Annotated in this window: 16 protein-coding genes; 11 read left to right on the top strand and 5 right to left on the bottom strand. The window is 68.5% G+C overall.

The annotated features are described in order from the left end of the window. Positions 1 to 107 precede the first annotated feature (107 nt). Complete coding sequence (locus EV691_RS13190; RefSeq protein WP_131297379.1) at positions 108 to 362, top strand: hypothetical protein; 255 nt, start codon at positions 108 to 110, stop codon at positions 360 to 362. Here EV691_RS13190 and EV691_RS13195 read toward each other — a convergent pair. Further along, a complete protein-coding gene (locus EV691_RS13195; RefSeq protein ID WP_131297380.1) occupies positions 359 to 1,588 on the bottom strand; it encodes an MFS transporter in 1,230 nt (409 codons plus the stop codon). The genes EV691_RS13190 and EV691_RS13195 overlap by 4 nt on opposite strands. 175 nt (positions 1,589 to 1,763) lie before the next feature. Further along, entirely contained in the window at positions 1,764 to 2,042 is a 279-nt protein-coding gene (locus EV691_RS13200) for a peptidylprolyl isomerase (protein WP_039803822.1), read from the bottom strand. Between the two features lie 122 nt (positions 2,043 to 2,164). On the opposite strand from EV691_RS13200, the gene EV691_RS13205 reads away from it, so the two are divergent. Beyond that, positions 2,165 to 3,322, top strand: coding sequence for a PilT/PilU family type 4a pilus ATPase (locus EV691_RS13205; protein ID WP_131297381.1), 1,158 nt, complete (start codon positions 2,165 to 2,167; stop codon positions 3,320 to 3,322). Positions 3,323 to 3,367: 45 nt separating this feature from the next. Here the strand turns inward: EV691_RS13205 and EV691_RS13210 are convergent, their stop codons facing one another. Both EV691_RS13210 and xthA read right to left on the bottom strand, forming a co-directional pair. Then, entirely contained in the window at positions 3,368 to 4,747 is a 1,380-nt protein-coding gene (locus EV691_RS13210) for a substrate-binding domain-containing protein (RefSeq protein WP_131297382.1), read from the bottom strand. Between the two features lie 134 nt (positions 4,748 to 4,881). Further along, a complete protein-coding gene (xthA, locus tag EV691_RS13215; protein ID WP_131297383.1) occupies positions 4,882 to 5,694 on the bottom strand; it encodes an exodeoxyribonuclease III in 813 nt (270 codons plus the stop codon). Between the two features lie 135 nt (positions 5,695 to 5,829). On the opposite strand from xthA, the gene EV691_RS13220 reads away from it, so the two are divergent. From EV691_RS13220 to EV691_RS13235, 4 genes are all read left to right on the top strand, one after another. Continuing rightward, on the top strand, positions 5,830 to 6,468 hold the full coding sequence (locus tag EV691_RS13220; protein WP_131297384.1) for a GNAT family N-acetyltransferase: 639 nt from the start codon (positions 5,830 to 5,832) through the stop codon (positions 6,466 to 6,468). A gap of 76 nt (positions 6,469 to 6,544) precedes the next feature. Continuing rightward, a complete protein-coding gene (locus EV691_RS13225; protein WP_165496515.1) occupies positions 6,545 to 8,269 on the top strand; it encodes an autotransporter assembly complex protein TamA in 1,725 nt (574 codons plus the stop codon). Next, positions 8,266 to 11,961, top strand: a complete 3,696-nt coding sequence (locus EV691_RS13230; RefSeq protein WP_131297385.1) for a translocation/assembly module TamB domain-containing protein — start codon at positions 8,266 to 8,268, stop codon at positions 11,959 to 11,961. The genes EV691_RS13225 and EV691_RS13230 overlap by 4 nt, the downstream gene beginning before the upstream one ends. Positions 11,962 to 12,066: 105 nt before the next feature. Further along, on the top strand, positions 12,067 to 13,410 hold the full coding sequence (locus tag EV691_RS13235; protein WP_131297386.1) for an alanine/glycine:cation symporter family protein: 1,344 nt from the start codon (positions 12,067 to 12,069) through the stop codon (positions 13,408 to 13,410). Between the two features lie 209 nt (positions 13,411 to 13,619). Here the strand turns inward: EV691_RS13235 and EV691_RS13240 are convergent, their stop codons facing one another. Continuing rightward, positions 13,620 to 15,002 carry an aminotransferase-like domain-containing protein gene (locus EV691_RS13240; protein WP_131297446.1) on the bottom strand — a complete coding sequence of 461 codons (1,383 nt, stop codon included), beginning with the start codon at positions 15,000 to 15,002 and terminating at the stop codon, positions 13,620 to 13,622. A 124-nt stretch (positions 15,003 to 15,126) separates the two neighbouring features. On the opposite strand from EV691_RS13240, the gene EV691_RS13245 reads away from it, so the two are divergent. From EV691_RS13245 to EV691_RS13265, 5 genes are all read left to right on the top strand, one after another. Beyond that, on the top strand, positions 15,127 to 15,990 hold the full coding sequence (locus EV691_RS13245) for a DMT family transporter (RefSeq protein ID WP_131297387.1): 864 nt from the start codon (positions 15,127 to 15,129) through the stop codon (positions 15,988 to 15,990). Between the two features lie 457 nt (positions 15,991 to 16,447). Beyond that, positions 16,448 to 17,752, top strand: a complete 1,305-nt coding sequence (locus EV691_RS13250) for an MdtA/MuxA family multidrug efflux RND transporter periplasmic adaptor subunit (protein ID WP_131297388.1) — start codon at positions 16,448 to 16,450, stop codon at positions 17,750 to 17,752. Next, positions 17,749 to 20,844, top strand: a complete 3,096-nt coding sequence (locus EV691_RS13255) for an MdtB/MuxB family multidrug efflux RND transporter permease subunit (protein ID WP_131297389.1) — start codon at positions 17,749 to 17,751, stop codon at positions 20,842 to 20,844. The genes EV691_RS13250 and EV691_RS13255 overlap by 4 nt, the downstream gene beginning before the upstream one ends. Positions 20,845 to 20,932: 88 nt before the next feature. Continuing rightward, positions 20,933 to 24,040 (top strand): efflux RND transporter permease subunit, encoded by a 3,108-nt coding sequence (locus EV691_RS13260; protein ID WP_131297390.1) that lies wholly within the window; start codon positions 20,933 to 20,935, stop codon positions 24,038 to 24,040. Beyond that, positions 24,037 to 25,569: an efflux transporter outer membrane subunit gene (locus EV691_RS13265; protein WP_131297391.1), complete on the top strand. Its 1,533-nt coding sequence runs from the start codon at positions 24,037 to 24,039 to the stop codon at positions 25,567 to 25,569. The genes EV691_RS13260 and EV691_RS13265 overlap by 4 nt, the downstream gene beginning before the upstream one ends. Positions 25,570 to 25,632: the final 63 nt, after the last annotated feature.

The raw sequence follows: 25,632 nt of genomic DNA on the forward strand, positions 1-25,632 counted from the left end.
CCACACGTTATGAGAAGAAGGCCAGCCATTTCAAGGGAATGCTGGCCTTTGCGGCTGCTCTGCTATGGCTACGCTGATACGTCAACAGAACCTAGGGAAAGCTTCAGATGAACAATAATGATCCTGCACGTCCGACGGTGCGCAGCGCTCGATGCCGCCGGATCTTCGATATGCGGGCCCTTGTGCTGGCAACTTCGGTGGCTGGCCTCGTCATGCCGGGCACCGTCGAGGCGGCGACGCCGGGCAATGCCACTTACCTGAAGCCCTGCTGTCCCCAGTTCAACTTCAGCCCGCATCGAGAAGCTGGGACTGGCGCGGCCGGAGCGGCGGCACTGAGGCTTTCCGGTCGGCTGGGGCGCTAATCCACCTCGACCGTCGCCAGTTCCGTCTCGGCTTCGCTGGGTTGACGGGTGCTGCGGTACTGCAGGGCCAGGGTCAGGCCAAGGCCCAGGAAGGAGGCCAGCGCGCAGACCAGAAAGATCGAGCGGAAGCCGTGGCTGCCGATCAGCAGGCCGATCAGCGGGCCGGCGACGCCCAGCGCCAGATCGAGGAACAGCGAATAGGCGCCGATCGCCGCCCCGCGGTTCGATGCCGGTGTGCTTTTCACCGCTTCCACGCCGAGGGCGGGAAACACCAGCGAGAAACCGAAGCCGCTCAGCCCCGCGCCGAGCATGGCCGAGAGCGGGCCGGGCGCCGCCCAGAGCAGCAGCAGGCCGCCGCCCTCGACCAGCAGGCAGACGATGCCCACCCGGTAGCCGCCGAGACGGTCGATCGCCTGGGCGAACAGCAGGCGGGCGGCGATGAAGCTCAGGCCGAAGGCGGTCATCGCGTATGCCGCCCAAGACCAGCCGCGGCTGTCGTAGTAGAGGGTGATGAAGGCGGCGATGGTGCCGTAGCCGAGGGTCCCCAGGGCCATGGTCAGGCCGTAGGGGCTGACCCGTCCGAGCACGCTCATGAAGCTCAGCCGCTCGCCGACGACCACCGGCACGCCCGCCTTGCGCCAGGCCAGGGCGAGTCCGCACAGGGCGATCAGCAGCACGCTGGCGCCCATCCAGGGCAGGCCGTAGCGCTCCACCAGCCAGACCCCGAGCGGCGCACCCAGGCCGATCGCGCCATAGCTGGCGATGCCGTTCCAGGAGATCACCCGGGCGGTACCCGCGCTGCCGACCTGGCCGATGCCCCAGGCGATCGCGGAGGCGCCAAGCACGCTGTGGGCCGCGCCCAGCACCAGGCGGCTGAGCACCAGGGCGAGCAGGCTGAGCAGCGGCAGGGCCGGCCAGAGCGTGGCCAGCAGCATCAGCAGGCCGCCCAGGGCGCAGCCGATCAGCCCGTAGACCAGGGCCGGCTTGGGACCTGCGCTGTCGATCACCCGGCAGGAAAACGGGCGCACCAGCAGGGTGACCAGGTACTGCAGGCCGATCACCAGGCCGGCGATCAGGGTGCTGAAGCCCAGGTCGTGGTGGATCAGCCCCGGCAGGACGGCCATGGGGATGCCGATGCTCATGAAGCCGAGAAAGGTGAGGCAGACGATGGAAAGGATCTGCAGGGTGTTGCCCTGGACGGGCGGTGCCGAAGGCTCGCGGGACATTGGGGTTTTCCGGGCTGGATGCTCTGGTGAGGTATGTCATCAGACAACTATTTTGAGAGCGGCGCAACCGATGAGTGGTTCGCGGATGATTGATTCGTCCCCGAATGCCGGCGCTGGAAGCGCCTGACCGGAAAAGGCGTTCGCTGATCGCCCCAAAGGCGGCGGGCAGCGCCCCTCAGTCGCGATAGAACACCTGCACCAGGTGATAGCCGAACTGCGACTTCACCGGGCCATGGATCTCGCGCAGGGCCTTCCTGAAGATCACCTGGTCGATCGCGCGCACCATCTGCCCCGGACGGACCTCGCCGAGGTCGCCGCCACGCTTGCCCGAGGGGCAGAGCGAATGGCGGCGGGCTAGCTGGGCGAAGTCCTCGCCCCTGGCCAGGCGCTGCTTCAACTGCGCGGCTTCGGCCTCGCTGCCGAGCAGAATGTGACGTGCCATCGCTTTGGCCATAGAAGGAGTCCTCAACTTGGAAGTCTGCGCATTGTGCCAGATCGGAGGGGCTGGCTAGAGTGCCGCGAGCCGGTTTGACAACCGTTTGATTTTGAACGACATATGCCTCGCGGACTTATTCCATGGATATTCAATCGATGCTGAGAGTCCTGGCTACCCAGGACGGTTCGGACCTTTACCTGTCCACCGGCGCGCCGCCCTGCGCGAAGTTCAACGGCGTGCTCAAGGCGCTCGGCCAGGAGCCGCTGCAGCCGGGCGCCGTGGCGAAGATCGCCGAGGGGTTGATGGATGCCGAGCAGCGCGTCGAGTTCGAGCGCGAGCTGGAAATGAACCTGGCGATCTCCCTGCCGAACATCGGCCGCTTCCGCATCAACATCTTCAAGCAGCGCAACGAGGTGTCCATCGTCGCGCGCAACATCAAGCTGGACATCCCGCGCTTCGAGGACCTCAAGCTGCCGAAGATCCTCCTCGACGTGGTGATGGAGAAGCGCGGCCTGGTGCTGTTCGTCGGCGGCACCGGCTCGGGCAAGTCGACCTCCCTGGCGGCGCTGATCGACTACCGCAACCGCAACAGCGGCGGGCACATCATCACCATCGAGGACCCGGTGGAATACGTGCACCGGCACAAGAAGTCGATCATCAACCAGCGCGAGGTCGGGGTGGACACCCGCAGCTTCCACGCCGCGCTGAAGAACACCCTGCGCCAGGCGCCGGACGTGATCCTGATCGGCGAGATCCGCGACCGCGAGACCATGGAGCACGCCCTGGCCTTCGCCGACACCGGCCACCTGGCGATTTCCACCCTGCACGCCAACAACGCCAACCAGGCGCTGGACCGCATCATCAACTTCTTTCCCGAGGAGCGCCGCCCGCAGCTGCTCAACGACCTGGGCAACAACCTCAAGGCCTTCGTCTCCCAGCGCCTGGTCAAGACCCAGGACGGCAAGCGCCGGGCCGCTGTGGAGGTGCTGCTCGGCACGCCGACGGTGCGCGACCTGATCAAGCGCAGCGAGCTGTCCGAGATCAAGGAGATCATGGCGAAGTCGCGCAACCTCGGCATGCAGACCTTCGACCAGGCGCTGATCGAGCTGGTCAACGAGGGCGCCATCGGCGAGGAGGAGGCGCTGAAGAACGCCGACTCGGCGAACAACGTGCGCCTCCAGCTGAAGCTGCACCGCGACGGCGGGGTAGCCGGCGCCGACAAGCAAGGCGGGGAAAGCGCCTGGCAGGGGCTGAGCCTGGAGATGGTCGAGGAGCCGGAGGAGGCCGGCAACGGCTGAGTGGTTCGGGCGGGGCGCCGGGCGGGCGCCTCGCCGCCGCTGGAGTCAGTACACCCAGACCTCGACCCGGCGGTTCTTGATCCGGCCTTCCTCGCCGCTGTTGGCGGCCACCGGCAGGGCGTCGCCGAGGCCGGTGATTTCGCGGAAGGTCACGCCGCCCTTGGCCAGTTCGCGGCGCACCGCCATTGCCCGCAGCTTCGACAGCAGGGCGCTGCGTTCGCTGTCCTGCTTGGGATCGCCGAAGCCGACCAGCACCACCGAATTCTCCAGCTTGCCCTTCTCGCGCAGGTAGGCGAGCACGCGCTCGACATCGCGCAGGGCCTTGTTGTCGAGCAGGGCGCTGCCCTCCTGGAAGCGGAAGTTCACCGACAGGCGATTGGCCTCGCGAGCCAGCTGCAGGTAGCTCGGCGGCATGCCGGCGTGGGGGGCGACGTGTACCGCCTGTACCTTCTGGGCGATGAAGCCGTTCTTCGCGACCACCTCCTGGCCGCGCGGGCTGTGGGCGAACTCGACCAGGGCCTTGGTCCAAGCGCTGGGCTGTTGCGGCGGGTTGTAGAGGAACAGGCGCCGCGCCAGGGGATAGTCCTCGGTGGCGATCAGCGCGGGCTCGGGCGGCATCGGCCGGGAGTCGCCGGAGGAGATCGCCAGGGGCTTGGCCTGGCGCACGTAGGGCAGGCCGATGAAGCCGATGCCTGCCGGATCCTGGCTGACCGAGGCGGACAGCTGGCTGCTCGACTCGAAGCGCCTGGCGCCGATGGCGAGGGTCTTGCCCTGGGGCTTGAGCACCAGTTCGTTGAAGGTGTCGAAGGTGCCGGACTGGGCATCGCGGGCATACAGCTGGATCGCGCCGCCGCGACCGCCGAGTTCTTCCCAGGTCTTCAGCTCGCCGGCGAACACCCGGGCCAACTGCTCGAGGCTGAGCGCGCGCAGCGGGTTGTCCGGATGGAGGATGACCGCCAGGCCGTCGATGGCGATCACCTGCTCGGCCGCCGGGCTGCGCAGGTCGCCCAGCGCCGTCAGTGCGGCGACCTCGCTGTCCTTGATCGGCCGCGAGGAGGCGGCGAGATCGGCGCTGCCGTCCTGCAGAGCGGCGAAGCCGGTGCTGGAGCCGTGGGCGCTGATTTCCGCCAGCACCTGGCGGCCCTGGGCATCCAGGCCGACGACCCGCTGTTCGTTCGCTTGCGCGCCGTTCTCGACACGCACCTCGCGCAGGCCCTGCTGCTCGAACAGGCCGACCACCAGGGCCGGGCCGAGTTCGGCACCGATGGTGTTGGAACCCTGGATGCGCAGCACGGGGGACGGCGTGGCAGGCTTGGGCTGGGCAGCCCCCGCGCTCCACGGCAGGCTGGAGCAGAGCAGGGCGATCAGCAGGGAACGGGCAGGGCTTCGCGGGAATCGGGCAGGCACAGGCAGGGCGCGCGACATGGGAAGGGCACCTTCTTACTACACAGGGGGGAGGGTCGCGCGAGAATAAGTCTGTTTGGTTGCGGTTATGTGACGGTCGATCGACGGTGCCGACCAGTGTGCCCAGTTGTGAAGCCGGTCACGGTCTGCGGCGATCAGTCGAGTTCCAGCCAGACCGGCGCATGGTCGGATGGCTTGTCCATGGCGCGCAGTTCGTAGTCCACGCCGGCCTGGCGCAGGCGCGGACGCAGGGCGCGGGAGGTGAGGATCAGGTCGATGCGCAGGCCGCGCCGGGGATCGTCCTCGAAGCCGCGGCTGCGGTAGTCGAACCAGCTGAAGCGGTCGCAGACCTCCGGGTGCAGTTCGCGGAAGCTGTCCTGCAGGCCCCAGCCCTTGAGCCTGGCCATCCATTCGCGCTCCTCCGGCAGGAAGCTGCACTTGCCGGTGCGCAGCCAGCGCCTGGCGTTCTCCGCGCCGATGCCGATGTCGCCGTCCTCCGGGGCGATGTTGAAGTCGCCCATCAGCGCCAGGGGCTGGTCGGGGGCGAAGCGGCTTTCCAGCAGGGCCTGCAGGTCGGCGTAGAAGCGCGTCTTGGCGGGAAACTTCAGCGGATGGGCGCGGCTTTCGCCCTGCGGGAAGTAGCCGTTCATCACCGTGACCGGCTGCCCGCCGGCGTCGGCGTAGGTGCCCCAGATGAAGCGCTTCTGCGAGTCCTCGCCGTCCTCGGGAAAGCCCTTCTGCACCTCCAGCGGCGGCTGCCGGGAGAGCAGCGCGACCCCGTAGTGGCCCTTCTGCCCGTGGTAGTGCACGTGGTAGCCGAGCGCCTCGATCTGCTCGCGGGGGAATTGCTCGTCGGCGACCTTGGTTTCCTGCAGGCCGATCACGTCCGGCCGGTGCTTGTCGATGAGTGCCGAGAGCTGGTGCGGGCGGGCGCGCAGGCCGTTGATGTTGAAGGAGACGATCTTCATGGGGGACTGCCGGTTCGAAGCGGGGCCGCCATGCTAGCCGATCACCGCGCGGCCGGGCCAGCTGCCTGGCGGCTGCCGGAGCCCGGTGCTAACGTGCAGGAAGGGGAAACGAACCGCTGCCAGGAGGCCCTGCCTATGACCGCGCCTGCCGAAGTCCGGCTCATCGACGGGGGCTACCTGCGCGAGTCCTGCTCGCTGCTCTACCACGCCTACCGCCGCACGCCGACCTTCTCCTACCTGTTCGAGGCCGACCGGCCCGGCTACGACCAGCGGGTGCGCGCCACCGTGCGCGAGCTGCTGTCGCGCCACTTCGCCGACGACCTGCCGGCGCTCGGTCTGCTGCTCGGCGAGCGGCTGATCGGCGTGGCGCTGATCTCCCCGCCGCAGCGCCGGCTGGAAATCACTGAAAGCTGGAGCTGGCGGATGCGCATGCTGCTGACCGCCGGCTTTCGCTGCACCCGGCGCTACCTGGACTACCACGAGGCGGTGATCGCCTGCCTGCCGCCGGGCGCCTACCACATGCTGCCGCTGATCGGCGTGCGTCCGGAGTTCCAGGGCATGCACTACGGCGAACAGCTGCTCGGGGCCCTGCACCGCTGGTGCGTCGGCGACAGCAACTCGCGCGGCATCGTGCTCGACACCGGCGATCCGCACTATCTGGAGTTCCTCCAGCGCCAGGGTTATCAGGAGGTCGGTCTGGTCGAGCTGGGACCGGTGCACGAGCACATCCTCTTTCACCCCAGCCCGCAGCCGCTGGCGGAAACGGATGCCTGACCGGCACGCGAGTGCCGTGTAAACGCTTGGTAAGAGCGGTCGGAGCGCTCGAACAGCCGTGCTAGCATCCTTGCCCATGAGAGTTTTCATCCATACAGGGACGTTTCTGGGCCTGCTGCTCTGCGCTTCTGCAGTGTTCGCCCAGGCCCGCCTGGAGGTGCAGGTCGAGCCGGCCCGCGCCAGCCTGCGAACCAATATCGAGGGTTATGTCGGCGAACTCGGCGAGCGCGACGAGCAGGCCCTGCGCCGTCTCGCCCCGGCCGCCGAGGCGCAGGCCCGCAGCGCGGCCGAGGCGCTCGGCTACTACCATGCGCAGATTTCCAGCGAGGTCCGTCCCGGCGCTCCGCCGACCCTGCTCCTGCGCGTGCTCCCCGGCGAGCCGGTACGCCTGCGCCGCGTCGAGATCCGCATCGAGGGGCCGGCGGCGCAGCTCGAGGCGTTCCGCGTGCCGCAGGGCCGCCGTCTCAGGCCTGGCGCCCAGCTCAACCACGGCCGCTACGAGAGCGCCAAGAAGCTGATCCAGAACCAGGCGTCACGCTTCGGTTTCTTCGCCGGCCGCTTCACCCGCCAGCGCCTGTTCATCGACCCGGCCGCCGGCGTCGCCGACATCGAGCTGGTCTATGCCAGCGGGCCGCGCTACCGGCTGGGCGAGGTGGTCTTCGAGGGCGAAACGCCATTCGACGAGGCCTTCATGCGGCGCATGGTGCCCTTCGAGGCCGGCGCGCCCTACGACTCCGAGCTGATCGCCAGGCTGCAGCAGAACCTCCAGGCGCGCGGCTACTTCGAGGGCGTGCGGGTCGACGCCAGCCCTGCCGGCGTCAATGGCCAGGTGGTGCCGGTGCTGGTCCAGCTGCACATGCGCAAGCCGCGCAGCTTCGGCATCGGCGCCGGCTTCTCCACCGACGTCGGCCCGCGCGGGCGGCTCAACTGGACGCGCCACTGGGCCAATCCCCAGGGGCACAGCTACGGCGCGGAAATGGAGCTGTCGCAGCCCAAGCAGAACGTCGGCTTCTGGTACGACATTCCCCTAGACCCGCCGATGACCGACAAGCTGCGCTTCGTCGGCGGCTATCAGTACGAGGAACTGGCCGACACCGACACCCGCAGCCGGCTACTCAAGGTTGGCCCGGAGTGGCACCGCCGGCTGGACAACGGCTGGCAGCAGGTGTTCTCGCTGAAATGGCAGCGCGAGGACTACCGCTACGGCAGCGACAACGGCCTGAGCACCCTGCTGCTGCCGGGCGTGGCCTATTCCTACCTGAACAGCGACCATCCCCTCGACCCGAGCCGCGGCTATCGCCTGCAGGTGGAGATGGCCGCGGCGAGCGAGGGCCTGCTGTCGGACGCCAACCTGCTCTACAGCTCCGCGATGCTCAAGGGGCTGACCACCCTGGCCGGCCGCCACCGCCTGCTCGGCCGGTTGCAGGTCGGCGGCAACTTCACCGACGAATACGCCACGGTGCCGCCGTCGCTGCGCTTCTTCGCCGGCGGCGACCAGAGCGTGCGCGGCTACGAGTACCAGACGCTGTCGCCGACCAACTCCGACGGCGACCACATCGGTGGCCGCTACATGATCGCCGGCAGCCTGGAATACCAGTATGCGCTGCGCGACAAATGGCGCATCGCCACCTTCATCGACCAGGGCAACGCCTTCAATTCCGAGACCTCGCCCGATCTCAAGACCGGCGTGGGCTTCGGCGTGCGCTGGGTGTCGCCGGTCGGTCCGCTGCGGGTGGACGTGGCCCACGGCCTCGACGACGGCAGTTTTCGTCTGCACTTCTCCATGGGGCCGGAGCTATGAAGGGCTTGAGACTGGGGTTGTATGGCCTGCTGCTGGGGCTGGCGCTGCTATTGGCTGTTCTGGGTGGATTGCTCGGCACGGGCGCCGGCAGCCGCTGGCTGCTCGATCAGGTGCCGGGGCTGCTGGTGGAGGACTTCTCCGGGCGCCTCGCCGGCAGCTGGCAGGCCGGACGGCTGAGCTGGCGGCAGGACGGGCAGGCTGTCGAGCTGAGCGAGGTCGAGTTCGCCTGGCGACCGGCCTGCCTGCTGGGACTGACCCTCTGCGTGGACCGGCTGGTGGCCGGGCAGGTGAGCCTCACCTTGCCGCCGGGCGAAGACGAGGGGGCGGGCGGGCCGCTGCAACTGCCGGAACTGAAGCTGCCGCTGCAGATCCGCCTCGGCGAGGTGCGGGTCGGCCGCCTGCTGCTGAACGGCGGCGAACAGGCGCAGGGCCTGCATCTGGCGGCGCACTGGAGCGCCGAAGGCATCCGCATCGATACGCTGGAGGCCCGCCGCGACGAGCTGGCGCTGGACCTGCAGGGCCGCCTGCTGCCGACGGCCGGCTGGGCGCTGACGGCGAGCGGCAGCCTGCGTCTGCCGGCACCGGAGGGCCAGTCCTGGGAGCTGAGCCTGCAGGTGGAGGGCGATCTGCAGGACCGCCTGCGGCTGCAGGCCGACAGCCAGGGTTACCTGACAGGACGGCTGAGCGGCGATCTCCGGCCGCTCGCCGAGCAGGTCCCGGCCAGCCTGACCCTGACCGCCGACGGCTTCAAGGCGGCTGCCGGGCTGCCGGATACCCTGCGTCTGGAGCGGCTCGAACTCAGCCTTGACGGCGACCTGCAGGAGGGCTATGCGGTCAAGGGCGATGCCAGCCTGCCGGGCGAGGGCGGTGCCGTGGCGCTGGCTCTGCAGGGGCGGGTGACGGCCGAAGGCGCAGAGCTCGCGACGCTCCGCCTGGATGCCGGCAACAGGCAGCGCGTCGACCTGGCCGGCCGCCTGGACTGGCGCGAGGGACTGGCCGGCGAGCTGCGCATCGACTGGCGGGACTTCCCCTGGCGGCGGCTCTATCCAGCGATTGCTGAGCCGGCGGTGAGTCTCAAGCGCCTGACCGGCGAGCTGTCCTACCGCGACGGTGGTTATCTCGGCAACTTCGACGCCGCCCTCGAGGGGCCGGCCGGTCCCTTCAGCCTGGCCAGCCCGCTGAGCGGCGACTTTACCCAGCTCCACCTGCCGCAGCTCAGGCTGGTCGCCGGCCAGGGGCGGGTGCAGGGCGTGCTCGGCCTGCGCTTCGCCGATGGCTTCGGCTGGAATGCCGACCTGCAGCTGAGCGACCTCGATCCCGCCTACTGGCTCGCCGAGCTGGCCGGCCGCCTCGGTGGTCCGCTGAAGAGCCGGGGTCAATACCGCGACGGCCGTCTGCAGCTGGACGCCGCTGCCGACCTGACCGGCCAGCTGCGCGGCCAGCGGGCGCGCCTGCTGCTCGAGGCGAAGGGCGCGGATGGCGCCTGGGACGTGCCGAGCCTCGACCTGCGCCTGGGCGACAACCGCATCCACGGCAGCGGGCGGCTCGACGCGCACCTCAGGGGGCAGCTGGAGCTGGCGCTGCCGCAGCTCGGTCAGCTCTGGCCGGGTCTGCAGGGCAGCGCCAACGGGCGTCTCGAACTTGCCGGCACGCTGCAGGCCCCCCAGGGCAAACTGGATCTGGCCGGCCGCCGGCTGCGTCTGGACGAGCGGCGCCTGGACAGCCTGGCGCTGAACGCCCAGCTCGACGCTGCCCAGCGCGGCCGCGTAACCCTGAAGGCCGACGGCATCCAGTCCGGCGATACCCGCCTGGGGCGGCTCCAGGTGCTGGGGCAGGGCGACCGGCGCAGCCAGACGCTGACCCTCGACCTCGACGGCCCGCAACTGGAGCTGGCGCTGGCCCTCGACGGGCGTCTGGAGGAGCTGGCGCGGGGCTGGAACTGGCGCGGCCGGCTGAGCCGCGGCCAGGTGCGCAGCGGTGGCCAGGACTGGCGCCTGCAGGCTCCGGCGCGCCTCGAGCGGCTGGCCGACGGCCGGCTGCACCTCGCTGCGCACTGCTGGCGCTCCGGTTCGGCGAGCCTCTGCGGCGAGGACCAGCGGCTGCTGCCCGAGCCGCGACTGAACTACCGGCTGCGCGACTTTCCGCTGGACAGCCTGGCCGCCTGGTGGCCTCAGGACTTCGCCTGGCAGGGCCGGCTGAACGGCGAGCTGCAGCTCGACCTGCCGGCCGCCGGGCCCAGCGGGCAGATCCGTCTGGACGCCGGCAACGGCGTGCTGCGCCTGCGCAACAAGGGGCGCTGGCAGGAGTTCCCCTACCGCCAGCTGGTGCTCGACAGCCGCCTGCAGCCGCAGCGCATCGACAGCCGCCTGGCCTTCGCCGGGCCGCAGCTGGGCGAGCTGGAGGTCCGTGCGCAGATCGATCCGCGCGGCAGGGACAAGCCGCTCTCCGGCCAGTTCGCCCTGCGCGGGCTGGACCTGGCGGTGCTGCGCCCCTTCGCCGGCCCGGTCGAGGAACTGGCCGGCAGGCTCGACGGCAGCGGCAGCCTGCGCGGCAGCCTGCTGCAGCCGCAGATCGACGGTCGCCTCGAGCTGCGCGGCGGGCTGCTGGCCGGCAGCGACCTGCCGACTCGCATCGAGGATCTCGCCCTGCAGGTGCAGATCGTCGGCGACAGCCTGCGCCTGAACGGCGGCTGGCGCAGCGGCGAGCATGGCCGTGGCAGCCTCGACGGCACCCTGGACTGGCGCCAGGCGCTGGCACTGGACCTGCGCATCCAGGGCAGCCGCCTGCCGGTGAGCGTGCAGCCCTATGCCGAGCTGGAGGTGGAGCCGGACCTGCAGGTGCGCCTGGCCGGCGCTGCGGCCGACCGGCAGCTGACCCTGAGCGGCAAGCTGCGGGTGCCGCGCGGGGCGATCACCCTGCGCGAACTGCCGGCCTCGACCGTCCGGGTCTCCGAGGATGCGGTGGTGGCCGGCCGCGAGGTCGAGCCGCGGCGGAAGCTGGCGATGCGCATGGACATCGACGTCGAGGTCGGCCGGGACAAGCTGACCTTCAGCGGCTTCGGCCTGACCGCCGAGCTGGCCGGCCACCTGCACATCGGCGACAACCTCGACACCCGCGGCGAGTTGAGCCTGGACAAGGGCCGCTACCGCGCCTATGGCCAGCGCCTGGACATTCGCCGGGCGCGCCTGCTGTTCATCGGCCCGATCGACCAGCCCTACCTGGACATCGAGGCGATCCGCCGGGTCGGCGATGTGGTGGCCGGCCTGCGGGTCGGCGGCAACGCCCTGGAGCCGCGTACCGACGTGTTCGGCGAGCCGGCGATGGGCCAGGAGCAGGCGCTCTCCTACCTGCTGCTGGGCCGCGCGCCGGGCAGCAGCGACAGCGGCGACAGCGCCCTGCTGGCCCGCGCCGCGCTCGGCCTCGGCCTGGCCGGCAGCTCCTCGTTCACCGGCAGCCTGGCGGAAAGCCTCGGCATCGAGGAGTTCGAGGTGGGCACCCAGGGCACCGGCACGGACACCAGCGTGGTGGCCAGCGGCAAGCTTTCCGAGCGCCTCAGCCTGATCTACGGGGTCGGCGTGTTCGAGCCGCTGAACAGCATCGCCCTGCGCTACCAGCTGACTCGCCGGCTGTACCTCGAGGCGGCCAGCGGCCTGGCCAGCTCGCTGGACATCTTCTACAAGCGCGACTTCTGATGACGCGCGGCCCGGCGGCGAGCGCCGCCGGAGCCGTGCGTGCTGGTCCGCTTCGTGCTTCCATTGGCGGCTCAATCCGCCGCGCAACAACGAAGGAGCCTTCCGATGGAGTCCATCCACAATCTGGTCAACGCGCTCAACGGCATCGTCTGGGGGCCGCCGATGCTGGTGCTGATCCTCGGCACCGGGCTGTTCCTGCTGCTGGTGCTGCGCTTCATGCCCTGGCGGCGTCTGCCGACCGGCTTCGCCCTGCTCTGGCAGGGGCGCGCCAGGGGTTCGAGCGCGACCGGCGAGATCAGCCCGTTCGAGGCGCTGATGACCTGCCTGGCGGCCACCGTCGGCACCGGCAACATTGCCGGGGTGGCCACCGCGATCTTCCTCGGCGGTCCCGGCGCACTGTTCTGGATGTGGTGCACCGCGCTGGTCGGCATGGCCACCAAGTACTGCGAAGTGGTGCTGGCGGTGCACTACCGCGAGCGCGACGGGCGCGGCGAGCACGTCGGCGGGCCGATGTTCGCCATCCGCAACGGTCTCGGGCCGAAGTGGGCCTGGATGGGCGGCGCCTTCGCGGTGTTCGGCGGGCTGGCCGGCTTCGGCATCGGCAACATGGTGCAGGTCAACAGCATGGCGCATGCCCTGGAGGACAGCTTCGGGGTGCCGATGTGGGGCACCGGCCTGGCGACCATGGCGGTCACCGCGCTGGTGATCCTCGGCGGCATCAGGCGCATCGGCCGGGTCGCCGAGGCGCTGGTGCCCTTCATGTGCCTGACCTACGTGGCCGCCGCCCTGGTGGTGCTGGTGGTCAACGCCGAGGCGTTGCCCGGCACCTTCGCGCTGATCTTCGAGCACGCCTTCAGTCCGGCGGCGGCCAGCGGCGGCTTCGCCGGCGCGGCGGTGATGGCGGCGATCCGCTATGGGGTGGCCCGCGGCATCTTCTCCAACGAGGCCGGACTCGGCACTGCCGGCATCGCCCAGGCCGCCGGCACCACCACCAGCTCGGTGCGCTCCGGGCTGATCGGCATGCTCGGCACCTTCATCGACACCCTCGTCGTCTGCAGCATGACCGGCCTGGCGATCCTCAGCTCCGGCGTGTGGACCAGCGGCAAGAGCGGCGCGGCGCTCTCCGCGGCGGCCTTCGAGTCGGCCATGCCGGGCTTCGGCGCGGCGCTGCTCAGCCTGGCGCTGGTGATCTTCGCCTACACCACCGTGCTCGGCTGGAGCTTCTACGGCGAGAAGTGCTGGGAATTCCTCTTCGGCACCCGGGCGATCCTGCCGTTCCGGCTGATCTGGGTCGCGGCGATTCCCTTCGGCGCCATCGCCCAGCTGGACTTCGCCTGGCTGGTGGCCGACACCCTCAACGGCCTGATGGCGATTCCCAACCTAGTCGCGCTGCTGCTGCTTAGCCCGGTGGTGCTCAGGCTGACCCGGGAATATTTCGCCGGGCAATGAGTGACGGGCTCACTCGCTGCGGCGGATCTTCAGGATTCGGTTGCGTCTTCGATGGCATGCAGGTAGCGGCCGTCGGCTTCCTGTCCGTCCTGGAGCAGGGCGCTTGCCCGGGCGACTTGCGAGTGGGCGACTTTGTATTCCCAGCGTTCGGCCGCGCCGACGGGATAGAAGTGCTGCCAGGAAGCCTCTGGGAAACCCAGGGCGATTCACTATTCGGACAATGCTCGCGCCAGTACATCGAACACTCTGGCGTCCGTGGATTGCGCGGCATTGAAGCGCAGGAAGTTGCCTGCGCTCAGTGATTGGCTGAAAGCGTTGCCCGGTGCCAGCACCACCCCATTTTTCAAGCATGAGCGGGCAATGCTGGCAGCATCAACTCCCTCCGGCAGCCGACACCAGACGAACATTCCCGACCGAGGGACGAGCCAGGGCGTGATGCCAATTGCTTCGAGTCGGGTGATGGTCTTCCCCATCACCTCCGCAAGCCGGCCCCGAACCGCCTCCATATGCTTGCGATAGCCGCTGTCGGTCAGCACTTTCAGTAAGACGTCGGCGGCCAGTCTCCCGCCTCCGAAGCTGGTTGCGATCTTGAGGTCGGTGAGGCTGTCGATCCAGTCGGCACGTGCGGCAATGTAGCCACATCGTAACGAGGCCGAGATCGTCTTGGAGAAACTGCCGATATGGATCACGCGCGAGAGGCCGTCGAAGGCAGCCAGCCTGGGCGCCGGACTCAGCTCGAAATCGGCGAAGATGTCATCTTCGACAATCACAAGGTCCGAGCTTTCGGCAAGCTTCAATAGCCGGTGAGCCGTCACGGATGAGAGCGCCGCGCCGGTGGGATTGTGGATTCCGGAGTTGGTGATGTAGAGCCGGGGGGCATGCTCTTGCAAGGCCGCGCCGAACGCTGCTACATCCGGTCCATTCGAAGTGTAGGGGACGCCTACGGCCTTCACTCGATGCGCCCTCAGCAAGGCGTGGAAGTTGAAGTAGCAAGGATCGTCAACCAGCACGGTGTCACCCGGCTCCAACAAAAAGCGGCAGATGAGATCGATGGCCTGCGTTCCGGATTCGGTCAGCATGATCTGCTCGGGAGGCGCTTCGACGTCGCTGGCGGCCATGCGTCGGGCAAGAAGCTGACGCAGCGCCGGGAGACCAAGCGGCGTGCCATAGTCCGCGAGCACCGAAGTGTCGGCCCGCGCAACCGCCCGCAGCGCTCGGCGCATCCCGGCCTCATACATCCACGAGGCGGGAAGCCAGCCACATCCGGGCTTGAGCAACGTTGCGTCCGTCTCAAGCGATTGGCGCGAGACCCATAGCGGATCGATCTCTCGATCGAGTTTGGGGCCGATCTCTGCCAGTGCAAGCGGCGCGACGGGCCCAGATACATAGAAGCCCGATCCTGGACGAGAGCAAACTACGCCTTCTGCTGCCAAGCGCTCATAGGCCTCAACGACGGTTGAAATCGAGAACTGCATGGCCTTCGCCTGCGCGCGCACGGAAGGCAGCCGCATTCCTGGCAAATAGGTGCGAGCCGCAATTTTCGCCCGGACCGCATCCATGACGGCATCAATCCGTGTCCTGCTTCGTTTCACCTTCTTCGCCCTCAACTGTACTGCCAACATATACATAACAGTTATTTTAAATCGTTCTGGATTGTGCTTGGGCGATCCAATACCCCCTGTGCTCCACTGAGGGGCAACACAAAGGGGGTAAACGATGGACAAAGCGTCGAGTGGATGGATCAACGGTTTCATTGGGATAGTGATCTTTGCCGGCTCGCTGCCGGCGACACGCGCTGCGGTCATTGATTTCGACCCGACGTTTCTGACATGTGCACGCGCGACCATTGCGGCCCTGCTTGGCTTGACGCTTCTGCTCGCATTTCGACAGCGTCGGCCAGACTTTGAAGACGTTCCCTCGCTGGCGCTCGTCGCCTTGGGAGTCGTCGTCGGCTTTCCGCTGCTGAGCGCGTTGGCTCTGCAATATGTTTCATCCACCCACTCGATCGTCTTCGTGGGGCTTTTGCCGCTTTGCACCGCGATCTTCGGCGTGCTCCGTGGTGGTGAGCGTCCCCAGCCGGCCTTCTGGCTGTTCTCGATGCTTGGCAGTGGCCTCGTCGTTGGCTACGCCATGCTGGGGGAAGTCGAGATATCCCTCCAGGGCGACTTGTTGATGCTGGCTGCAATTGTCGTGTGTGGTCTCGGCTATGCCGAGGGCGCACGTCTGTCTCGCAAAATCGGAGGATGGCAGATCATTAGTTGGGCGCTGGTACTGTCGTTGCCTGTCATGCTCCCGATTGCTCTGCTCACCATGCCGACGTCATTCGACGATGTAAAAGCGCCTGCTTGGTTCGGATTCGCCTACGTCTCCTTGTTCAGCATGCTGATCGGCTTCGTATTCTGGTACCGCGGTTTGGCGCAGGGCGGCATCGTAGCGGTCGGCCAGTTGCAGTTGCTCCAACCTTTCTTGGGTCTCGGCCTTGCGACGCTGTTTCTTCACGAGACAGTGAACGGGATGATGTTGTTCGTGACGTTTGGCGCAGTGGTCTGTGTCGCGGGAGCAAAGAGGTTCGCCAGCTGATCGAAGGTTCGGGGCGGTGTTAGGGTGAACGAGCCCCCGAGGGGGACAAAGAAAACTGAGTCCCTTGCGTGTGCAAGGTGCTAGGCCATGAATGCCGACAGTGCGGTCAGGATGGCCGCGCTCGCCGACAGCAGAATCCCGACGAAGGGCGCCGGGCGGCATTTGCGCGTTGGGGGCGAGAGAGAAAACGGGCATGGATGTCGGTTCCCTATATCGGGCGTGGTCTCGTTCTGTGCAGCATTCTATCCGGCAGCGACATGAGGCCGTGTCGGGCGGCTTCCGGCAATTGCATCATTTGGTGTTGCTGTGGTGGTGGAGCACGCGGCCATGTTTCGTGGGGCGGGGCCGGGCGATGGGCGAGGCCGTCGCCGGCACAGTGTAAATGAGCCGTAAAAACCCTTTGCTTGGTTGAGGTGACTACTTATCGTTCTGCCTCCCTTGAAAGTGGTTGTCCGTCATGTCCGAACCGAACCTGAATCCTCCTTCTCCCGCTCCCCGCCGCCGCTGGCTCTACGGGGTGCTGGCGTTGCTCGTCGTCGGCGCGCTGGCCGCCTGGTGGCAGTGGTCGGCGCTGTCCGGCCTCTGGGCACCGTCCGCTCCGACGGCGGCCGGTCCGGGGGCGGGTGGGCCGGGAATGGGGCGGCCGGGCGGTCCCGGCGGGCCAGGGGGGCCTTTCGGCGGATCGGTGCCGGTGCGGGTGGGCGAGGTGAGGCAGGGCGACTTCCCGGTCGAGCTCAGGGCGCTGGGCACGGTCACCGCCTACAACACGGTGAACGTGCGCTCCCGGGTCGACGGCGAGCTGGTCAAGGTGCTGTATCGGGAGGGGCAGCAGGTCAAGGCCGGCGACCTGCTGGCGGTGATCGACCCGCGCCTGTACCAGGCGGCGCTGAAGCAGGCCGAAGGCACCCTGCAGCAGAACCGCGCGCAGCTGCGCAACGCCGAGATCGACCTGGCCCGCTACAAGACCCTGTACGCCGAGGACTCCGTCGCCAAGCAGACCCTCGATACCCAGGAGGCGCTGGTCGCCCAGTACCAGGGCACGGTGCGCTCCAACCAGGCGGCGGTCGAGGAGGCTCGGGTCAACCTGGACTACACCCAGGTGCGCGCACCCATCGCCGGGCGTCTCGGCCTGCGCCAGGTGGACGTCGGCAACCTGGTCAGCAGTGGCGACACCACGCCGCTGGTGACCATCACCCAGACCCTGCCGATCTCGGTCAGCTTCACCCTGCCCGAGGGCGAGCTGCCGCAGGTGCTGGAGCAGCTGCACGCCGGCCAGCGCCTGAGCGTGGAGGCCTGGGACCGCAGCGAGCGCAACCGTCTGGCGCTGGGCGAGCTGGAGAGTCTGGACAACCAGATCGACCTGACCACCGGCACCGTGCGCCTCAAGGCGCGCTTCGAGAATGCCGAGCAGCGCCTGTTCCCCAACCAGTTCGTCAACGTCCGCCTGCGCGTGACCACCCGCCAGCAGGCCACGCTGGCGCCGGCGGCGGCACTGCAGTTCGGCTCCCAGGGCACCTTCGTCTACGTGGTCGACAGTGACGGCAAGGTGCAGTTGCGCTACGTGACCGCCGGCCCCGGCGACGGCACCACCACCCTGATCGAGCAGGGTCTGAGCGCCGGCGAGCGGGTGGTGCTGGAAGGCACCGACCGCCTGCGCGACGGCGGCAAGGTCGAGGTGATCGACGACAAGCGCCAGGCCAACGGCGAGGCGCCCAAGCCCGCGCCGGCCGGCCGGCCGCAGGCAGCGAAGCCCGACGCATGAACATTTCGCGCCCCTTCATTCTCCGTCCGGTCGCCACCACGCTGATCATGGTGGCGATCTTCCTCTGCGGGATGATCGCCTACCGCCTGCTGCCGGTTTCCGCGCTGCCCGAGGTGGACTATCCGACCATCCGCGTGCTGACCCTCTATCCGGGCGCCAGCCCGGAGGTGATGACCAGCGCGGTGACCGCCCCGCTGGAGCGCCAGTTCGGCCAGATGCCGGGCCTCAAGCAGATGACCTCGACCAGCTCCGACGGCGCCTCGGTGATCACCCTGCGCTTCAGCCTGGAGGTGGACCTGGACGTCGCCGAGCAGTCGGTGCAGGCGGCGATCAACGCGGCCAGCAACCTGTTGCCCGACGACCTGCCGACCCCGCCGGTCTACAACAAGGTCAACCCGGCCGATACCCCGGTGGTGACCCTGGCGGTCACCTCGGCGACCATGCCGCTGCCGGAGATCAACGACCTGGTCGACACCCGCATGGCGCAGAAGCTGGCGCAGATCACCGGCGTCGGCATGGTCAGCCTGGCCGGCGGCCAGCGCCCGGCGGTGCGCATCAAGGTCGACCCGCAGGCGCTGGCCACCTACGGCCTGAACCTCTCGGACGTGCGTGCGCTGATCACCGCCTCCAACGTCAACCAGCCGAAGGGCAACTTCGACGGCCCGACCCGGGTGTCCCAGCTCGACGCCAACGACCAGCTGAAATCCGCCGACGAGTACCGCAACCTGATCCTCTCCCACCAGAACGGCGCGACCCTGCGCCTGAAGGACGTGGCGCAGATCGTCGACGGCGCCGAGAACGAGCGCCTGGCCGCCTGGGCCAACCGCAACGCGGCGGTGCTGGTGAACATCCAGCGCCAGCCGGGGGCCAACGTCATCGAGGTGGTCGAGCGCATCCAGGCGCTGCTGCCGCAGATCGCCGCGACCCTGCCGGCCAGTCTCGAGGTGATTCCCCTTACCGACCGCACCCAGACCATCCGCGCCGCGGTGCGCGACGTGCAGTTCGAGCTGGTGCTGGCGGTGGGCCTGGTGGTGCTGGTGACCTTCGTCTTCCTGCGCAAGCTGTCGGCCACGCTGATCCCGTCGATCGCCGTGCCGCTGTCCTTGATCGGCACCTTCGGGGTGATGTACCTGGCCGGTTTTTCCGTCAACAACCTGACGCTGATGGCGCTGACCGTCGCCGCCGGCTTCGTGGTCGACGACGCCATCGTCATGCTGGAGAACATCGCCCGCCACCTGGAGGAGGGCGCGACGCCACTCGAGGCGGCGCTGAAGGGCGCGAAGCAGATCGGCTTCACCCTGATCTCGCTGACCTTCTCGCTGATCGCCGTGCTGATCCCGCTGCTGTTCATGGCCGATGTGGTCGGCCGGCTGTTCCGCGAGTTCGCCATCACCCTGGCGGTGTCGATCCTGATCTCCCTGCTGGTTTCGCTGACCCTGACGCCGATGATGTGCGCGCGGTTCCTCAAGCCGGAGGCGCCGCCGGAGCGCCAGGGCCGCTTCTACCGCGCCAGCGGCGCCTGGATCGAGGCCCTGATCGCCCGCTACGACCTCGCCCTGCACTGGGTGCTGCGCCACCAGGCGCTGACCCTGCTGATCGCCGTGGCCACCCTGGGCTTCACCGTGCTGCTCTACCAGGCGGTGCCCAAGGGCTTCTTCCCGGTCCAGGACACCGGGGTGATCCAGGGCATCTCCGAGGCGCCGCAGAACATTTCCTTCCGCGCCATGAGCGAGCGCCAGCAGCGCCTGGCCGAGGTCATCCTGCAGGACCCGGCGGTGGCCAGCCTGTCCTCCTATATCGGCGTGGACGGCGACAACGTCACCCTCAACAGCGGACGCCTGCTGATCAACCTCAAGCCGCATGCCGGGCGCGAGGTCACCGCCAGCCAGGTGATCGAGCGGTTGCGCCCGCAGCTGGCCGCGGTGCCGGGCATCCAGCTGTTCCTCCAGCCGGTGCAGGATCTGACCATCGAGGACCGGGTCAGCCGCACCCAGTTCCAGTTCAGCCTGGAGTCGCCGGACGGTGACTTGCTGGAGACGTGGACGCCGAAGCTGGTCGAGGCACTGGACGAGCTGCCGGAGCTGACCGACGTGGCCAGCGACCTGCAGACCCGCGGCCTGCAGGTCTACCTGAGCATCGACCGCGACGCCGCCGCGCGCCTCGGGGTGACCGTTTCCGCCATCGACGACGCGCTCTACGATGCCTTCGGCCAGCGGCAGATCTCGACCATCTACACCCAGGCCAACCAGTACCGGGTGGTGCTGGAAAGCCGCGCCGTCGACCGCCTGGGTCCGGCGGCGCTGGACGAGGTGCACGTGGCCAGCGCCGCGGGCGGTCAGGTGCGGCTGTCCTCGCTGGCGCGCATCGAGGAGCGGGCGGCGGCGCTGGTGCTCAGCCATATCGGCCAGTTCCCGGCGGTGACCCTGTCGTTCAACCTGGCGCCGGGCGTCTCGCTCGGTGCGGCGGTGGCGGCGATCGAGCGGGTGCAGCAGGAGATCGGCCTGCCGAATGGCATCGAGAGCCGCTTCCAGGGCGCCGCCGAGGCGTTCCGCGCCTCGCTGTCGAGCACCCTGCTGCTGATCCTCGCCGCCGTCGTCACCATGTACATCGTGCTTGGCGTGCTCTATGAGAGCTACATCCACCCGATCACCATCCTCTCCACGCTGCCTTCCGCCGCGGTGGGGGCGCTGCTGGCGCTGCTGCTCTCCGGCAACGACCTGGGGCTGATCGCGATCATCGGCATCATCCTGCTGATCGGCATCGTCAAGAAGAACGCGATCATGATGATCGACTTCGCCCTGGAGGCCGAGCGCCAGCAAGGCATGGAGCCGCGGGCGGCGATCCACCGCGCGGCGCTGCTGCGCTTTAGGCCGATCCTGATGACCACCCTGGCCGCGCTGTTCGGCGCCATCCCGCTGATGTTCGCCAGCGGCTCCGGCGCCGAGCTGCGCCAGCCGCTGGGCCTGGTGCTGGTCGGCGGTCTCCTGCTCAGCCAGCTCCTGACGCTGTTCACCACGCCGGTGATCTACCTCGCCTTCGACCGCCTGTCGCGGCGCTTCATGGGCCGCAGCGCGGCGGGGGTGACGGTATGAGCCTCAAGCCGTTTTGTGTGGGAGCGAATTCATTCGCGATTTGCGTTGCACCTGTCGTAAATGAATTTGCTCCTACAGGGGGGGCGGCATGAACCTCTCCGCTCCCTTCATCCTGCGCCCGGTGGCGACCCTGCTGCTGAGCCTGGCGATCCTTTTGCTCGGCACGGTGAGCTTCGGCCTGCTGCCGGTGGCGCCGCTGCCGAAGATGGACTTCCCGGCGATCACCGTGGAGGCCACTTTGCCCGGCGCCAGTCCGCAGATCATGGCCTCCAGCGTGGCGACGCCCCTGGAGCGGGCGCTGGGCGGCATCGCCGGGATCAGCGAGATGACCAGCCGCAGCAGCCAGGGCAGCACGCGGATCATCATCCTCTTCGACATCGGCCGCGACATCGACGCCGCCGCCCGCGAGGTACAGGCGGCGATCAACGAGGCGCGCACCCTGCTGCCCAGCGGCATGCGCAGCATGCCCACCTACCGCAAGGTCAATCCCTCGCAGGCGCCGATCATGGTGCTCTCGCTGACCTCCAAGGTGCTCGACAAGGGCCAGCTCTACGACGTCGCCTCGACCATCGTGGCGCAGAAGCTGGCGCAGGTGGGCGGGGTGGGGGAAGTGCAGGTCGGCGGCAGTTCGCTGCCGGCGGTGCGGGTCGAGCTGGAGCCGCGCCTGCTCGACCAGTACAACATCGCCCTCGACGAGGTGCGCGAGGCGATCGCCGCAGCCAACGTGCGCCGGCCCAAGGGCGCCGTGGAGGACGACGAGCGTCACTGGCAGGTGCAGGCCAACGACCAGCTGATGCGCGCCGCCGACTACCGGCCGCTGGTGATCCGCTACCAGAACGACGGCCCGGTGCGCCTGAGCGACGTGGCGACGGTCCACGACGGCGTGGAGGACCGCTACAACAGCGGCTTCTACAACGACGAGGAGGCGGTGCTGGTGATCGTCAACCGCCAGGCCGACGCCAACATCATCGAGACCATCGCCGCGATCCGCGAGCGGCTGCCGGCGCTGCGCGCGGTGATCCCGGCCAGCGTCGAGCTGGAGGTGGCGATGGACCGCTCGCCGGTGATCCGCGCCACCCTGCACGAGGCCGAGCGCACCCTGCTGATTGCCGTGGGCCTGGTGATCCTGGTGGTGCTGGCCTTCCTCGGCCACTGGCGCGCCGCGCTGATCCCGGCGCTGGCGGTGCCGGTATCGCTGGTCGGCAGCTTCGCGGTGATGTACCTGTGGGGCTTCTCGCTGAACAACCTGTCGCTGATGGCGCTGATCATCGCCACCGGCCTGGTGGTGGACGATGCCATCGTGGTGCTGGAGAACATCGCCCGGCACGTCGAGGGCGGCGAGAAGCCGCTGGAGGCGGCGCTCAAGGGCTCGCGCGAGGTCGGTTTCACCCTCTTGTCGATGAACCTGTCGCTGGTGGTGGTGTTCCTGTCCATGCTGTTCATGGGCGGCATTGTCGAACGGCTGTTCCGCGAGTTCTCGATCACCCTGGCGGTGGCCATCCTGATTTCCCTGGCGGTCTCGCTGACCCTGACGCCGATGCTCTGCGCGCGCTGGCTCAAGCCCGAGACCGAGACGCGTGCGCCAGGTCGCCTGCAGCGTTTCTCCGACTGGCTGCAGGCGCGGGTGCTGGCCGGCTACGCGCGCAGCCTGGACTGGACCCTGCGCCACTCGAAGCTGATGCTGTTCGGTCTGCTGGCGACCATCGCCCTCAACGTCTACCTCTATGTCGCGGTGCCCAAGACCTTCCTGCCGCAGCAGGACACCGGCCAGCTGATGGGCTTCATCCGCGGCGACGACGGGCTGTCCTTCCAGGTCATGCAGCCGAAAATGCAGGAGTTCCGCCGGGCGCTGCTGGCCGATCCGGCGGTGCAGAGCGTGGCCGGCTTCATCGGCGGCAGGGGCGGGATCGGCAACGCCATGGTCATCGTGCGCCTGAAGCCGATCGCCGAGCGCGGCCTCTCCGCCCAGCAGGTGATCGACCGCCTGCGCCGGAGCCTGCCGAAGGTCCCGGGCGGCCAGCTGTTCCTCATGGCCGACCAGGACCTGCAGTTCGGCGGCCGCCAGGGGCGCAGCTCGGAGAACGAGTACGTGCTCCTTTCCAGCGACCTCGACCTGCTGCGCACCTGGCTGCCCAGGGTGCGCGAGGCGCTGGCCGCGCTGCCGCAGCTCACCGACCTCGACAGCAATGTGGGCGAGGGCGCCCAGCAGATCCGCCTGGTGGTCGACCGTGAGAGCGCCAAGCGCCTGGGCGTGGACATGGACATGATCACCGCGGTGCTGAACAACGCCTTCAGCCAGCGGCAGATCTCCACCATCTACGACGAGCTCAACCAGTACAAGGTGGTGATGGAGATCGACCCGAAATATGCCCAGTCCCCCGAGGCGCTGGACATGGTCCAGCTGATCACCGACGACGGGATGCGCGTGCCGCTGTCGGCCTTCGCCCGCTGGGAGCGCAGCCTGGAGGAGGACCGGGTGCAGCACCAGGGCCAGTTCGCCGCGGAGAACATCGGCTATTCGATCGCGCCCGGCTACAGCGCCCTGGAGGCCAGCCAGGCGATCCAGCAGGCGGTGGCGCGGGTCGGTTTGCCCACCGACGTGCAGGGCATGCTCGGCGGCACCGGCGGTGCGCTGATGCAGGCGCAGAAGGCCCAGCCGCTGATGATTCTCGGCGCGCTGGTGGTGGTGTACATCGTCCTCGGTATCCTCTACGAGAGCTACGTCCACCCGCTGACCATCCTCTCCACGCTGCCCTCGGCCGGCGTCGGCGCGCTGCTGGCGATCGAGCTGGTCGGCGACCAGTTCAGCCTGATCTCGCTGCTCGGCCTGTTCCTCTTGATCGGTGTGGTGAAGAAGAACGCCATCCTGATGATCGACTTGGCGCTGCAGCTGGAGCGCCAGGAGCGGCTCAGTCCGCTGGAGTCGATCCGTCGCGCCTGCCTGCTGCGCTTCCGGCCGATCTTGATGACCACCCTGTCGGCCATCCTCGGCGCCCTGCCGTTGCTGCTGGACACCGCGGAAGGTGCGGAAATGCGCCGGCCGCTGGGCATCGCCATCGTCGGCGGGCTGGTGCTCAGCCAGCTGCTCACCCTCTACAGCACGCCGGCGGTCTACCTGTTCTTCGACCGCCTGCGCCACCGCTTCAACCGCTGGCGCGGCGTGCGCAGCGATGCCGCCCTGGATACCTCGTTATGACCGCATCCGTTTTATCTGCTCGACCGAACCGCCTGGCCTGGTCGGTGACGCTCGCCTTGGCTCTTACCGGCTGCACCCTCGGTCCGGACTATGAGCGTCCGCAGCTGGCCACCCCGGACAGCTTCAAGGAAGGCGAGGGCTGGAAGCTCGCCACGCCGGCCGACGAGGCCGAGCGCGGCCCCTGGTGGGAAATGTATGGCGATCCTATCCTCGACGAGCTGATGCGCCGGCTGGACGAGTCCAACCAGACCGTCGCCCAGTCGGTCGCCCAGTACCTGCAGGCGAAGGCGGCGGTGCGTGCGGCGAAGGCGGACTTCTTCCCGACCGGGCGGGTCACCGTCGACGAGACCCGCTCGGCGACGGCCAGCGGTGGCGGCGGTACGTCGCGCCTGCCCGACGGTTCGACGGTGAGTTCCGGCGGCGGTGGCGGCGACATCTCCAACAGCTACAACGCGGTCAGCAACATCAGTTGGGAACTGGACTTCTGGGGCAAGATGCGCCGTCAGCTGGAGTCGGATCGTGCCGGCCTGCAGGGCAGCGCCGCCGATCTCGCCGCGGTGCGCCTCAGCCAGCAGTCCACCCTGGCCCAGAGCTACCTGCAACTGCGTGTGCTGGACGGCCAGCGGCGCCTGCTCAGGGCCACGGTGGAGGCCTATGCGCGCAGCCTGCGCCTGACCGAGAACCAGTACCGCGCCGGCATGGTCACCAAGGCCGACGTGACCCAGGCGCTGACCCAGCTGAAGAGCACCGAGGCCCAGGCCATCGACCTCGACTACCAGCGCGCCCAGCTGGAGCACGCCATCGCCGTGCTGACCGGCGTGCCGCCGGCCGAGTTCGCCATAGCCGAGCTGGACAGCCTGCCGGATCTGCCGGAAATCCCCACGCTGCTGCCCTCGCAGCTGCTCGAGCGGCGTCCGGACGTGGCCGCGGCCGAACGCGAGGTGATGTCCGCCAACGCGCTGATTGGCGTGGCCAAGGCGGCGCGCTTCCCGACCTTCAGCCTGAGTGCGGCGGGCGGCTATCGTGCCACCCACACGGACAACTGGTTCGAGAAGGACAACCGCTTCTGGAACATCAGCCCGGAGATGGCCCTGACCCTGTTCGACGGTGGCCTGCTGCGCTCCCAGGTGGACCAGGCGCGGGCCACCCACCAGCAGGCGGTGGCGACCTACCGGCAGACCGTGCTGGACAGCTTCCGCGAGGTGGAGGACTACCTGGTGCAGCTGAGCGTGCTGGAGCGCGAGAGCCGGGCCCAGCAGGAGGCGGTGGACGCCGCCAACGAGTCGCGCCGGCTGATGGAGAACCAGTACAAGGCCGGCACCGTCGACTACAGCAGCGTGGTCGACGTGCAGACCGCAGCGCTGACCAACGAGCGCACCAGCCTGACCCTGCTGAGCAACCGGCTGACCGCCAGCGTGCAACTGATCGCCGCGCTCGGGGGGGGCTGGGACAGCGTCGAGCTGGACGAGCTGGAGAAGCTGGACGAGCAGCTGGAGCAGGCGCGGGCAAAGGAGCCGGAAGCGGATTGATGGCCTCCGGCGATAAGCGCCGGCAGGGGTGCGCTTGCGGTTAGAATGCCGCCCCGCTTCCAG

Origin of the sequence: Azotobacter chroococcum (genome assembly GCF_004339665.1) — a bacterium.
Classification (GTDB): Bacteria; Pseudomonadota; Gammaproteobacteria; order Pseudomonadales; family Pseudomonadaceae; genus Azotobacter; species Azotobacter chroococcum.